11 protein-coding genes and 2 riboswitches are annotated in these 13,828 nt (G+C 61.7%); of the genes, 4 read left to right on the top strand and 7 right to left on the bottom strand.

From position 1 onward, the window contains the following. Positions 1-114 precede the first annotated feature (114 nt). Positions 115-780 (bottom strand): thiamine phosphate synthase, encoded by a 666-nt coding sequence (thiE, locus tag AC5RWD_RS03205; RefSeq protein ID WP_494018654.1) that lies wholly within the window; start codon positions 778-780, stop codon positions 115-117. Beyond that, the gene (gene thiM, locus AC5RWD_RS03210) at positions 777-1,580 is read right to left on the bottom strand and encodes a hydroxyethylthiazole kinase (RefSeq protein WP_494018655.1); all 804 of its coding nucleotides are present in this window, start codon (positions 1,578-1,580) and stop codon (positions 777-779) included. The genes thiE and thiM overlap by 4 nt, the downstream gene beginning before the upstream one ends. After that, positions 1,572-1,668, bottom strand: a riboswitch (TPP riboswitch). (Overlaps the previous gene by 9 nt.) A gap of 57 nt (positions 1,669-1,725) precedes the next feature. Then, positions 1,726-1,835: riboswitch (TPP riboswitch) on the top strand. A 35-nt stretch (positions 1,836-1,870) separates the two neighbouring features. Here thiM and AC5RWD_RS03215 point away from each other — a divergent pair. The 4 genes from AC5RWD_RS03215 (at position 1,871) to AC5RWD_RS03230 (ending at position 5,938) form a co-directional block, all read left to right on the top strand. Continuing rightward, entirely contained in the window at positions 1,871-2,500 is a 630-nt protein-coding gene (locus AC5RWD_RS03215; protein ID WP_494018656.1) for an ECF transporter S component, read from the top strand. A 4-nt stretch (positions 2,501-2,504) separates the two neighbouring features. Then, complete coding sequence (locus tag AC5RWD_RS03220) at positions 2,505-4,286, top strand: ABC transporter ATP-binding protein (protein ID WP_494018657.1); 1,782 nt, start codon at positions 2,505-2,507, stop codon at positions 4,284-4,286. After that, entirely contained in the window at positions 4,283-5,089 is an 807-nt protein-coding gene (locus AC5RWD_RS03225; protein ID WP_494018658.1) for an energy-coupling factor transporter transmembrane component T family protein, read from the top strand. Before AC5RWD_RS03220 ends, AC5RWD_RS03225 begins: the two co-directional genes overlap by 4 nt. A gap of 87 nt (positions 5,090-5,176) precedes the next feature. Continuing rightward, complete coding sequence (locus AC5RWD_RS03230) at positions 5,177-5,938, top strand: IS1634 family transposase (RefSeq protein ID WP_494018731.1); 762 nt, start codon at positions 5,177-5,179, stop codon at positions 5,936-5,938. 323 nt (positions 5,939-6,261) lie between these two features. On the opposite strand, the gene AC5RWD_RS03235 is transcribed toward AC5RWD_RS03230, so the two are convergent. The 5 genes from AC5RWD_RS03235 to AC5RWD_RS03255 all read right to left on the bottom strand — a co-directional run bounded on the left by AC5RWD_RS03235 (position 6,262) and on the right by AC5RWD_RS03255 (position 13,634). After that, positions 6,262-7,578: an MFS transporter gene (locus AC5RWD_RS03235; protein WP_494018659.1), complete on the bottom strand. Its 1,317-nt coding sequence runs from the start codon at positions 7,576-7,578 to the stop codon at positions 6,262-6,264. A gap of 108 nt (positions 7,579-7,686) precedes the next feature. Next, positions 7,687-8,538, bottom strand: coding sequence for a fumarylacetoacetate hydrolase family protein (locus AC5RWD_RS03240; protein ID WP_494018660.1), 852 nt, complete (start codon positions 8,536-8,538; stop codon positions 7,687-7,689). Between the two features lie 39 nt (positions 8,539-8,577). Further along, positions 8,578-9,834: an NAD(P)H-dependent oxidoreductase gene (locus AC5RWD_RS03245; protein ID WP_494018661.1), complete on the bottom strand. Its 1,257-nt coding sequence runs from the start codon at positions 9,832-9,834 to the stop codon at positions 8,578-8,580. Positions 9,835-9,957: 123 nt separating this feature from the next. Further along, complete coding sequence (locus AC5RWD_RS03250) at positions 9,958-12,702, bottom strand: UxaA family hydrolase (RefSeq protein ID WP_494018662.1); 2,745 nt, start codon at positions 12,700-12,702, stop codon at positions 9,958-9,960. 188 nt (positions 12,703-12,890) lie between these two features. Continuing rightward, complete coding sequence (locus AC5RWD_RS03255; protein WP_494018663.1) at positions 12,891-13,634, bottom strand: GntR family transcriptional regulator; 744 nt, start codon at positions 13,632-13,634, stop codon at positions 12,891-12,893. Positions 13,635-13,828: the final 194 nt, after the last annotated feature.

Raw genomic sequence — 13,828 nt, forward strand, 5'->3', positions numbered from 1 at the left:
GTTCTTCGCTTTCTTTCGGGGGGACGAAACGAATGGATGGCACTGCGCAGTTCTATGGCAGGTGCGGTTTCTCCGGGCATGCTTGTGCCGATGCCCGGCTAGGCGGCTAGGTCCTCAGGAACCCCACCGTGCGACAAAGTCTTCGGCGCTGTGCCTTGGATTATCCGCAGCGCATATGGCTGACACGACCGCTAACCCCGATGCCCCGGCGCGGCGCAGCGGGACGACATCACCGGGTTTAATGCCGCCTATGGCAACACACGGCAGGGGCGTAGCGGCCGCGGTTCGCCCGAAGCCCTCAATGCCCAACGGAGCCGGGTGGTCAGGCTTTGTGGAAGTCGGACGGATAACCCCCACCCCTAGGTAATCCACCGTCCCCGCGGGCAGGGCATGCAGGGTATCCAAATGTTCGCGGGTGTTTGCGGTCAGTCCGACGACGGCCCCGGCGCCCACCAGCGCCCGAACCCGTTCGACGGGAAGATCGCTCTGGCCCACATGAACTCCGTGCACGGCGGCCCCTGCCGCCCGCGCCGCCAAGAACACGTCGATCCGGTCATCCACCAAAACGGTAGCCGCGTGCCCCACAGCTTCAGCGGTACGGAGGACCAGCTCGTACAGGTCGGCGGTGCTCGCGCTTTTTTCACGGACCTGGACGATCCGCACCCCGCCTGCAACAGCCGCCCGGGCAGTCTCCACCACTCCCCTGGGACCGCATAGCTGCGGATCGGTCACCAAATAGATGCCCTCGATGCGCCCGGCCGTCCTGTCCCCGGCGGTCATGAGATATTCATTCGGGAGGAGATCATTTCATCGTTGATACCTGTCAGGGCGTCAAGGAACGCGACGGCGAAAGTGCCCGGGCCGGGGACGCCCTCAGCTGCCGTTTCCGCGGCCACCGTGTATACGGCAGTGGCAGCGGCGGTAGCGGCGAGCTTGTCATCGTTGACGGCGAGAAAGGCCGCGGTGACGGCTCCCAGCGCACAGCCTCCGCCGGTGACTTTGGTCAGATGCGGGTGGCCGTTGCTGATCCTGATGACATCAGTACCATCCGTGATGATGTCGGTTGGCCCCGAGACGGCCAGTATCGACTCGTACCGGCGGGCCAGGCTCTTGGCTGCGTCCAAGGCGGTTTCCGACCCATCCACGGCATCGACGCCGCGTCCGCCCTGCCCCACGCCGGCCAGCGCCAGGACCTCTGAAGCGTTGCCGCGGACCGCCGTCGGGCGGTGATCCAGCAGCTCGGCGGCCAGCGCCGTACGGACCGGCAAAACGCCGACGGCCACCGGATCAAGAACCCAGGGCGTCCCGGATTCGGACGCGCCGTGCACAGCCTTGCGCATGCCCGCCTGCTGTTCTTCGTGAGGGGTGCCCAGATTCACGAGCACTCCCGACGCGACCCGCGCGAACGGTCCTGCCTCGGCGGGGACATCAACCATCGCCGGTGCCGCGCCTAGGGCAAGCAGCACATTGGCGGTGAAATTCGTCACCACGGTATTGGTCAAGCACTGAATCAGTGGTGTTGTTCCCCGGACCCGTTCGAGCATGGTCCAGGCATGGTCAGGCGTCAGGCGAATAGTCATTCGCGACATCCCTTCGCTAGTACTAACTAGATCAGGTTCAACGGGTGTTCTCTCAGCCCTTATCAGCAGGGCACCCCGTGTCACTGAAGCAAACCCTACTCCTAACCGGGGGCTTGCCAAAGAAATGCCCCCCCGGTGTACAGTCAGGTTCGAACACGGGAGTCCGGTGAGCCGGGCTGAGAGGAAGCTTCTCAAGCTTCGACCGTTGAACCTGATCTGGATCATGCCAGCGCAGGGAGAGACAAGACTCTAATCCCGTGCCCTGTTTATTCCTCAGAAAGGGCGCGATAGTGCATCCCCAAACCTCGACCACCCCGGCCCCGACGACGCCTGCCCGAAAACGCGTCCCCTTCACGCTCAAAGACCTCGTGCTGTTGGTTGTTCTCGGTGTGGTTTTCGGCTTCCTCTACTGGGCTTTGGTCCAGGCCTGGACCGGGCTCTCCGTCCTGATGGGTCCCGCCGGAGACCTGGCATCCCATTTCCTGATCGGGGGCTGGCTGCTGGTCGCCCCGATCGCAATAGCCATCATCAGGCGCCCCTTCGCCGGGATCATTGCGGAAATGCTGGCTGCCGGAATCGAGATAATCTTTCTTGGCTCACCCGCTGGCCCGATGCTCTTCCTCGTTGCCGCCATCCAGGGTCTGGGCAGCGAGCTGCCCTTCGCGCTGACCCGCTACAAGTCCTTCAGCTGGAGGATCTACGCGCTTTCCGGGCTGATGGGCGCGGGACTGGTGTTCTTCTTCTCAGCGTTCCGTTTCGGCTGGTACGGCCAGGACCTGTTTGTCATCCGGCTGGCGATCCAGCTGGTCTCGGGGATTGTCCTCGGCGGGCTGCTCGCCCGCATGATCGTGCAGGCTGTCGTAAAGACCGGGGTTGTTGATAATTTCGCGATCGGCCGTGACCGGCTCATCAAGGTCTAAGGCAGTGAAAAGCCCCCGGGTGCCCGCAGTGGTGCTGGAGCACGTCTCCGTTGAATATCCGCACCGTACCGCTCCGGTGCTGCGCAATATCTCCCTGCGGCTCGCTGCAGGTGAACACGCCATCATTTTCGGGCCTTCCGGGGCAGGAAAATCAACGCTGCTGCAGCTGCTTACCGGCGTCATCCCGCACTCGGTGGTAGCGACTTTGACCGGGAACGTCACCGTCTGCGGCCGCCAAACGACGGAAACTGAAGTCGTAGAACTCTCACGCCAGGTCAGTGTCCTGAACCAGGATCCGGAATCGTCGATCTGCCTGCCGGATGTAGAGCAGGAGCTGGCACTGCCGCTGGAAAACCGCGGCGTCGCCCCGCATCTGATTCCTGCACGCATCAGCACCGCCCTGGATGCCGTCAGTGCCCATGCACTCAGGAGCCGCGGAACCGCACGGCTGTCCGGCGGGGAGGGGCAGCGAATCGCCTTGGCAGCAAGCCTAATCGTCGAGCCGGAATTGCTGCTGCTTGACGAGCCGACGTCCATGCTCGATGCCGAGGGTATAGCGTCGGTAAGGGAGGCCATTGCCGACGCGGTTGGCAGGTACGGTCCCGCAGTGGTGCTCGTGGAGCACCGGATCGACGAATTTGCGGGCCCTGCCGGCTTGAGCAGCCTGCCGGAACGAGCGATCGTGCTCAGCGCAGACGGGGACATCCTTGCCGACGGGCCAACGGAAGCCGTCCTGGCACAGGAAGCCCCTGAGCTGCTGGCCGCGGGCTGCTGGCTGCCCTTGGAATCAGAACTGCAGGCTGTATTCGGCGTGCCGGGCGGCCTGGGCTCTCCAGAAGTGCGCGCCGCCTTGCGGGCCCTGGCCGGACCGGAGGCGGCAGCCCTGGACGCCGCCGCGCCAGATGTCACCGCGCCGGAACCGGCGGTAAAACCGGAAACGCAGCCCGGCCGGGGCGAGGTGGTGCTGGCCGCCGAAGGGCTTTGGGTCAGCCGCACAGTACTCCCGGCGAGGCGCCGCGCCCGAAACCTGAGGCGGCATCCGTCCGCTTCAGTTCCGCCGGACGACAATGAAGTGCTGCTCCGAAACATCAACCTTCACCTGTATGCAGGGGAAATTGTCGCAGTGCTCGGCGCCAACGGGGTTGGGAAAACTTCCCTGATGCTCTCTCTGGCCGGACTGCTTGCTCCGGCTGCCGGAGCCGTAACGGGCCAGCGGCCGGGTATGGTCTTCCAGAACCCGGAACACCAGTTCGTATCCACCACGGTCTTGGGCGAGGTCGGCTATGGCGTGGACCCCGGGGCATCGATGGAGGAACTGCTCGCCGAGCACCGGCTGGCGCATCTGGCGGATCAGAACCCCTACCGGCTCTCCGGCGGCGAAAAGCGACGCCTCAGTGTGGCAGCGATGCTGGCGCACTCCCGGCCTGCACTCCTGGCCGATGAGCCAACGTTCGGCCTAGACCGCAGCGCCACCATCGCAGCAATTGGCGCTTTTCGTGCCGCGGCAGCCAAGGGCACGGCCATTGTCCTGTCCAGCCACGACCTGCGTACCGTCGCCACCCTGGCCCACCGGGCGGTGGTGATTGCCGGCGGCACCATCATCGCCGACGCCCCGGTGTTTGAGGTGCTCCGGGACCGGGAAGCGCTGGCGCGTGCGCGGATCACGTTGCCTCCGCTGATCGAATGGCTGCTGGACGCGGCCGGAGATGACAGTGCTATCCGCCGTGTCCTGGACGGGCTGGACGCGAAGGTCTCCGCATCGGAGCGCGAGAAGGTGCGGCTATGAGCGCCGGACGCGGGGTACCGGTGATCACCGACTCGCCGCTGAGCCGACGCAACCCTACCGTCAAACTCGCACTCCTGTTCGTGGCCTCAGCTGCCCTGCTCTTTGTCTTCGACCCGGTCACCCCTGCCCTCCTGTACTTGCTGGCGCTGGCAGCGGTGCTGCTGGCGGCACGGGTTCCCTGGCGCGTTCTGGCACTGGCGCACCTCCCCTTTATCGGATTCGCCTTCGGACTTCTGAGCGTCAATGCCCTCAGCCGCCCGGGGGAGGTGGTGTGGGAAGCCATCGGCCTGCGCGTCACCGTGGAGGGGCTGACCATCGGGGCATCCTTGGCGCTTCGGACCCTGGTGATCGGCGTGTTGTCCATAGGTTTTGCCACTACCACCGACGGAATCAGGCTGATGACGAGCCTGCAGCAGCATGCGCGGCTTAGCCCGCGGGTAACCTACGCAGTCCTGGCCGGCTACAGGATGCTGCAGGACCTGCCGCGTGAATGGCAGATCATTCGCCAGGCACACGCGGTCCGGGCACCGCTGCGTCCGGACGGACGGCTGCCATCCAGTGCCCGTGACTTTGGAAAAGCAGCCTTTTCACTCCTAGTGGTGTCTCTTCGGAAGGGCGAGCGGATGGCGCAATCCTTGGAATCCCGCGGACTCGGGCTTTCACCCCGGACAACCTGGCGGCCCGTGGCGCTGGGGCGGGGGGACTGGCTGATGGCCGCGGCCGTACTCGCGGTGCTGGTGCTGATTCCTGCGGCCTGTACCGCCCTGGGGTATCTGGAAGGATACAAGGCGCTCTTCAAATGACAGGAGGCGCGTGGGCGCAGGTGTCGTAGACGCTAGGCCGGGGCGGTTTCGCGAGCGATCCGTATGTGATAGCCGAACCAGTCTGGGATCCCCGGCAGCACACCGGGTCCTGGCGCGCGGTGTGGGCGTACTCGACGAAACGGGCAGCGCGGGACAACACGGCCCTCACACTGCAGGAAAACAAGGCCCGCGCGGTCATCGCAGGCGAGAAAACGCCCGAGCGCCACGGTTCATCAAACCAGCAACGGGAGCCGGTCACTCGGTGAGGCATCGCTGGCGCGGGCACGACGCCTGGTCGGGCTGAAAGGCTACGTCACCAACATCCCTATCGTCGTGATGCCCGCCGGCGAGGTGATCGGCAGCTACCACGACCCCTGGCATGTGGAGCAGTCCTTCCGGATGTCCAAGACCGACCTACGGGCCCGGCCCATCTTCCACCGCACCAAGGACGCGATCGAAGCCCACCTGACCATCGTGTTCACCGCGCTGGCACTCAACTGCGAAACACAGAACCGGACCGGGCTCGCGATCCGCAACTTGATCCGCCAACTACGGCCGCTGCGTTCAGCCACCATCGCTATCAACGGCACCGAGCAGACATTCCCACCCGCCATCCCCGCCGACAAACAAGCAATCCTCAACGCGATGGAAGAATGTCCCCATTGGGCAACGTTTGCGGCTTCCATTGTGTATCTTCGTCTTACGTCAACGGCCACACCCTGGTCGTGGACGGCGGCATTTCTTTGGCTTGATGGATTAGGCACGGCGAAGTCTGCTCACGCGCATGTACGCGAACCGCTGTCCAGCCACTGCTGCCTCCAAACCTTCGCCTGTGAGGTTGAGTTCTAGAGCCGTCCTAGGCGGGCTGCGAGCACCTGGGTCTCGATAATGCCACAGGCACTAATGTTTGGTGGCGGGACTACTCTGACCCCCATTATGCGCGTGCTGCTTTACCCTCAAGGTCCCTTCTACAGTTGCGAAAATCCGCAGATAGGGATCCCGCTCGCGAGGAGCCGAAACGGGGGAACCGGCCGGATAGTTCCCTGACGATCGCTAAGCAGTTAATTCGCGATAAGCACTTGAGGGGTCATCCGGAGAGGCATGAGTGAGGGACGTGACCGTCGCTTCTATCGCCGGTCTCGTCCCTCGAGTCACGTTTGGTTCAGGTGTTGCTAGACGCGTGCCTGGGCGGCCGGTTCCGGCGTTGCAGTCGGTACGTACTCGCGCGGTGACGTGAGCGTACCGATGGTGCTGAGAAGGCCGACGGCGCCGATATAGGCGATCAGGAGCCAAGGGGACCCGCCTGCCGTTGCGATCAGGAAACCCGCCAGCAGCGGAAGTGGTGCACCAAACGCCATGCCTGAGAACTGGAATCCGGTGGACATGCCCGAAAGGCGTACGTTCGGAGGGAAGAGGCCTGCGAAGAACGAGGCTTGCGCGCCGAAGGCAAGCCCGTGCACAAGGGGGAACAAGACTGCGATTCCCAGGATGAGTGCCGCGATATTGCCGGTGTCCGTCAAGGGGAATATCGCCGCAAAGACTACGATTCCTGCTGCGCAGGCGGTCAGGTAGATTCGCTTGGCCCCGAACCGGTCGGCCAGCAGGCCGCCGGCGAGGATGGCGAAGAAATCCACCACAGCGGCAAGGGCTACGACCGCTAGGACGGTGGTGCGTTCGAAGGATCCGTGCTTGGTGGCGTAGTCGAGGATGAAGGTTGTTGCGGTGAAGAAGGTGACGTTAACGATGGCTTGTCCCAGGAACACGGTTAGGACTGCGCGGGGATGGCGGCGGAGGGCCTCGAGCATCGGGAATCGGACGATTTCGCCGTTCTTGGCCGCTTCCTTGAAGTCCTCGCTCTCGGGCAAGCGGCGGCGAATGTATTGGCCAACGACGACAAACACGAGTGTGAGGAGGAAGGGGATTCGCCAGCCCCAAGCGAGGAGCTGATCTTCGGGAAGCATGTAGAAGAGGAGGGATACACCCGAGGAGAGAAACAGTCCCATCGGCACACCCATTTGTGGGAAGGCGCCGAACAGGCCGCGCTTGCCCTGAGGGGCGTTTTCAACGGCGGTTACGGTGGCGGCACCCCATTCGCCTCCGCAGGCCAGGCCTTGGAGGAATCTGAGGACGACAAGGCTGATGGGTGCCCAGACCCCGATTGCACCGGCGTCGGGGAGCAGTCCGATTGCTGTGGTGGCTGTGCCCATGAGGATGAGTGTGACCAGCATGATGTGCTTGCGGCCCAGCCTGTCCCCGAGGTGCGAGAAGATGATTCCACCTAATGGGCGGGCAAACCAGGCAGTAGCGAACGTAGCGAACGACAGCAGCGTGCCGGTGGCTGGGTCAACGCCGGGGAAAAAGATCCGGTTGAACACCAGGGCGGCAGCTATGCCGAAGACGTAGAAGTCATACCATTCGATGCCGGCGCCGACCATGGTGCCGAGAGCAGTTGCGCGATTCTTCTCGCGCTGGGTAAGGGTGGAGCTCACTGTTGTTCTCCTTTGAACCGTGGATCCGGGGAGGAAGGGGGAGCGGCCACTCCCTGTTGAAGTGGCCGCTCTTGAATTGGAAGATTGGCTTGTTTAGGGCCAGTTGGATTACGAGAAGAGCTGTTTGATCTCGCCCAGTCCGTCGATCGTGCTGACGAGCTCCTCGCCTGTACGCAGGTAGCGTTTGGGGTTTCTACCGAAACCGACGCCGTCAGGAGTTCCCGTGAAGATCAGATCCCCGGGAGTCAGCTCAACGACGGACGACAGGTGCTCCACCAGAGTCGGGATGTCGAAAATCAGGTTTGACGTTGATCCGTCCTGGAGCACTTCCTCGCCCGCAGTGCAGCGCATTTTCAACTGTCCCGGGTCCGCCACTTCGTCGGAGGTTGTCATCCAAGGCCCCACAGGGGCAAAGCCGGCGTAAGACTTTCCCAGTGAAAATTGTGGTGATGAGCTTGCAGCGAATTGCAGAGCGCGGTCTGACAGGTCCTGTCCCACCGCATAACCGGCGATGTGATCCAAGGCGTCTTCTTTGGAGATGTTGCGACCTCCGCGCCCAATGATGGCAACGAGTTCAATCTCCCAATCGACGCTATCGGAGGGCAGTTCAATTGCCCTTCGTGCCCCGGAGAGCGCTGAGGCGAACTTGGTAAAAACGGCCGGAACTTCGGGAGCTGCGATCGCGACCTCTTCAGCGTGGGCCTGGTAGTTCATGCCGATAGCGAAAATCTGCCGGGGGTCGGTGATCGGGCTTTCCAACGAATCCCATGAAACCGGGAAGGCATCAGAGTCGAGGTCCTGGTTATCAGCCCAGGACCTCAATTCGTTGAGGTGGGACAGTAGCTCTCGCGTGTTGCTTGGGAATTTGCCGTTCGACGATTTTTCAATGTCGATGCCTTGCAGGTCCTGGCCACTTTCGGTGATGAGGGTGGCACGGCCGTTGATGGATGCGATGCGCATTCAGAAGTCCTTTTATATGTAAACGGGGGATGCCGTGGATCAGGCGGTGGCCATGGAGTCCTGCAGGCAGCGAAGGTGATAGAGGACTGAGTCCTTGTTGATTTCGACCATGTCGTAGGTGATGACCTGGTCCTTTTCAACGTCGCATGTCAGCTTGGCATTGGTGAGCAGAGCGAGGGGAACGACGTTCTCCTGTTTGCACGTCTCGTAGTCGTCCACGAGGGAGTACACGGCGAAACCGCCGGCGCCGTCGATGGTCTCGCCCTTCTTGAGGTCCTGCTTGGCGGCTGCGAAGACTTCCGATACCAGTCCGTATTTGGGGAACACTGTGGGTTCGCCAAAATCGACGGCCTGAACAACAGAGAGAGGGATCTCGTTGGTAACCAGGTGGTAGGGGGTGTGCATGACGTAGTAGCCGTTGTCGCCGTATACGTCCAGGTAGTCGAGGTCCTCGCGGATCTGCTCATTGTCGGTGTGGATGACCATGAAGACGCCTGGGGTGACCGAGCGGAAAAAGTCGATGCTCCCGTCCTCGTTCTTGAGCGGCCGGGCGTAATCGATGACGCCGGTGCTGTTGAGTTCGCCGCCTTCTGCCTTGGGCCGGAAGAAGCGGCAGATTTCCTCGACACCGGCCACGGGGCCGTGCATGCCCCGGACGTCAGCGCGGAGCCCGGTGTAATTCGACACGGCTGCCATCTCGATCATGGTCTTGGTGGCGTCCCTGAATGTGACGAGGAAGTGGGGGTTGATCTTCAGGCGCTGTGCGTCCTCACGCACGCTGTCCGGGGTGGCGTAGCGGTCGTATTCGCCGATGCTCGAGGGGGACTTGCCGGTGGCAACGACCTTGAAGCCCAGAGACGTGTATCGGTCATAGAGCTCGCCGATCAGTCCCGGCTCATCTCCGGACGACACCGTGTACACGACCCCGCTCTGGTCGGCCATGGAGGTCAGGATTGGACCCACCACGACGTCTGTCTCTACGTTGAGCATCACGACGTGGATGTGGTTAAGGATTGCCTGCATGGCGACCTCGGCGCCGACCTCGGGCACTCCGGTAGACTCAACAATGACATCGACCCCGATCTCCAGCAGCAGGCGCCAGTCCTGGGTGACAATGCGCTGGCCCTCGCCAATGAGACGTTTGGCTTCGGCGGCCTCGTTGCAAACGCTGACGAGCTGGGCCTTCACCTCGGACTTCTCGAAGGCTTCGACCGCTCGGTCGGTATTGATGTCCGCGATGGCGGTAACCTCCATCCCGGCCATCTGTCCGATCTGGCAGATGGCGCCGGTGCCCATACGGCCTGAACCTACGAATCCCACACGGATTGGGTTACCCTGAGCGGCGCGGGCTTGGAGCTTGTTCTTCAAAAGTGCTGACATTGTCCTTTGATCTTTCTCTTGATGGTTCTCAGTTGATGGTCAGAGCGAGACGCCCCAGGACCCTCTGGATATTTGGAATCCGACGTTAGGACGCGGGGTCACTACAGGCGTGTAGCGTCCTCGGCCTAAGTCGTTGATCCTGGAGATGATTTCTGCGCCCGTAACCGAGGAATCGTGGTGATTCGCGGTGACGTCAAACCACTTCTCGGTGTCGGATGTGGTTCCGGTTCCGATCTGGAGCACCGGCAGCATTCGATGCGGCTGGACCGGGCGTCTGCCGGCAAGAACCAGGAGAGTTTCAGCGCCGGTGGCACCGAGCCCGGTAGAGACCTCGAGCCAGTCCGATGTGCTTGAGCTCATGACATGAAGTCCAGGTTCCACGACTGATCCCGCGTACGGAATCGTGGGTCGGACGCCGTCGATATTGAGTCTTTCCAGGAAGCCCGTCGCGGTCAGCAGCGGGTCGGTCTCGCTCACGACGACACTGGCTCCTTCAGCCAGCAACCGACCGATGACGTCAATTGCAACCTCGACGGCGTGTTGGGTCGGATCGGTCGCTGCAGCCAAGCCGATGATGCGGCCGGCCGGTTCCAGCTGTAGCTCGTTGCGACCGTCGTATCCGCGGATATGTTCGTGGACGAGAGCATCGACGATGCCAGACACTGCCGTGATTCCCCCAGAGTTTTGGATTCCTGCCCATCCAAAACTTGCCGGGTCAACGCCACGGCGACTCAAACTGTCCTTGAAGTAGTCGTTGTGCGTCTTCTCGCAGCCGTGCTCAAGGAAAATCGTGTGCGCGACGGCCGGATGCATCGCGTAGCCGAGCATCGTTCTGGTGTAGATCTCCTCGGCGTCTCCTCCGGAGACGCCGCAGCCCTCGGTATGAGGCAGGGCGACGACTTCCCATGAGTCCGATGATCCGGCTGCCGCGAGAGAGTCGTTCATGCTGGCGGCAATCTGTTCTGCCACCTGGCCTGAACACAAACTCGTAGGCAAGATCTCGATAGTCCTTCTGCGTTCGCTGCCAGGGCCGGATTCCATGACGGCACGCCCCTGATCTGCGCTTCGCTGCTGTGCCCGGAGCAGCGGTTCCCCTGAGCAGGGGGCGGAATGGCCAAGCGTGGCATCGGTGCTCCGGCCGCCATCCTGGCGCCAATCCCTCCAGATCTGCACCTGGGACTGTCCGGTGTGCTCTCCCTTGCTCTTTTCGCCGGAAGCGACGCGGCAGGTGAGCTCGAACAGCCGTTCCGCAGCGTCGTCCCGTCCCATGCCCTCAAGCAGCAATCCTGCATTGAAGTCCATGTCAGTCTCGAGCAAGGCGAAGCGCTCGTTCGTTGTCACGATCTTGATCGTTGGAACGAAGGGGAAGTTAGTGATCGACCCGTTCCCGGTGGTGAAGAGGATCAGATTGGCCCCCGCCGCGACCTGCCCCGCGATGCTTTCCAGGTCATTTCCAGGGCTGTCCATGAAGTAGTAGCCGTGCAGCCCCATGCGTTCGCCGTACCCGATCACATGCTCAAGCGCGGTGTTCGGGTCCTTTTTCCGTCCTGCGCCCAGTGATTTGAGCGTGATGTTGTATAGACCGCGGTAGAGGTTCCCTCCTGAGACATTTCCCTCAGCGGTCTGGCCATGGCGTTGGGCATAATCTTTGAAGGCATTGAGCTTGTCCAGAAATTGCTCAGCGACGTTCTGCTCCGCTACCTTGGCCAGCACATGTTCTTCGGCGCCGATGAGCTCATCGGTCTCGGCGAGATTTGCCGTTGCTCCTCCCCCCAGCAGCTTTTCTACCAACGTTCCGAGTAGCGGATTCGCCGTTACTCCGGAGAACGCATCGGAACCGCCGCACTGCAGTCCCACTTTCAATCCTTCAAGCGGCGCGGGCTCGCGCACGCACTTGGCGGCTCCGTCAAGGAGCGGCCGGATGAGTGCTGTTAGTGCTGAAACCGGGTCGTCGGAATCTGTGTCGCTGACAAAGTATCGAATCTTGCTTTCCAGATGGACGTCACCGAGCGACGTGAGCTGCTGGAGCAGTTCCGCGTTTGATACAGGCGAGTCCGGATCGTTGACGAAGACAGCGGCCGCGACATTGGGGTTTACGGCGAATCCCGCCAGTGTCCTGAGGAGCAGGCGCTTGTTATGCATGACGCCGGAATTGCCACCCTCGGTGTGCACGACGGGCGTTAGGGCATCAACGTTCTCCAGGCCGCGCACGTAGCCCTGAAGTTCGTCCGTGGCGGCGAGCACGAGGGATCTGGCGCGCGAAGTGACGCCGATGACCGCTACGTCATTTCTGGTACCCCATCCTCGGACGGGTCCGCGGCGGTACCCCATGAAACCCTGGCTGGAATCCTGCGTACGCTCGTTCGTAGCAAGGATCTGCCTCTGCGGCAGAGTCTGCTCCTTCGTGCTGTCCCGGTCGATGAAGTTTACGGTCAGGTCGGTGGGGTAGTCGTGGGGGTTTCTCATTGTCAGAACGTTTTTCATTCGCTCATTGCAGAGATAATCCCCGGGGTTGATCTCCACAGTTGCGTATCCGAAGGGATACCCCCAAGAAAGGAGGCCTTCGCCGGCGTTGATGCTCTTGACACACAGACGGTGGCCCTTGGGAATGACTGTTCTTGCGGTGAGCAGCTGACCGTCGATCTCGATGTGTTCACCGGCCTCGATTCGTTCGGTGGCGATGGCCGCGTTGTCTCCGGCCGCAGGAAGAAGGAACCTCGGCGTCCTGTTCTCCTGGCCGCTTGTGGGACCCGGTTCTGTTCGGGCACAGGCGTTCACACTCATGCTTCCTCCATGGGGATGTCATCGCCCGGCGCTGGGGTGAGGTTCAGACTTTGCTTCTGAGGCCGGATGGTCTTGCCACGGCTCGGGAACTGTTGAATCAATCGACAAATTGGCATAGTTGCTCCATCGTTGCGGCGCAGGATCGGAAAGAAGGTGTGTGCAGCTTGTCGTGGGCTGCATCACGCTTGTTACTGCTGGAATCTAAGACTGATTGCCATGGTTACTGCAGCGTTCATCAGACCAGGCGTGTAGTCGGCGTCGATGGCCGAAAGGACGCCCTTGGCCGTATGTGAATAATGACCGGCGAGCAATTCGGCCGCGGCAGCAGGGTTTCCGTTCACCAAGGCATCGAAGATGCTCTGGTGATCCACCATGCTTTGGTTCCAGTTGGTCTCCGATTCGCTGAGATAGATCCTGCGGTACCGCTCTGCATGGTCGAAGTTCTGAAGGATCGATTTGGAGAACCGGTCACCGACCCCGTCAACCAAGCTCATGTGAAATACGCGGTGATGATGGGCCCAGTCCGCATAGTCCTGATCGCTGATGGCACGCTGCATGCCCTCTAGGTGTTCGCGCGAACGATCGATGCGGCCTTGGTCAGCCTTCTGCACAGACGTGAAAATCGCGAGTGATTCCTGCTGGATACGCAGCGCATACAGTGCATCCAGATCCTCGGGCGATACGTTTGCGACTGTCACTTTCTTATTGACTTCGACGGTGGCAAGACCTTCATGCTCGAGCAGGCGGAGCGCCTCACGTAGCGGGGTCCGGCTCACCCCCAGATGCTTGGCCAGCTGAACCTGGCTGATGGTCGAATCAGCGGGAATGGCATTAGTGAGGATTGCTTCCCTAAGCTGCCGGTGCGCATATGAGACCAACTTCCGAGGTTCAGCAAGCTCATCGGTCTGGGCTTTTATAGATGTTTCAACCAATGGACGGGCCACCTCTCAATTGCCACCCGCAGTTCCGTGCAAGCGCCAAACTGTATACACTTTATCTACTCCCGAGTGTTGCACATCACCTTTGTGAGTGCAAGACCCGGTAGCGCTGTCCGCTGCAGGCAATAAAGGTACGAAAGTGTATGCACATTTCCGTGAGGTCTGGGCCCGATGGAGTGGAGTTGTGG

The sequence above is a fragment of the Arthrobacter sp. CMU6 genome, assembly GCF_059090205.1.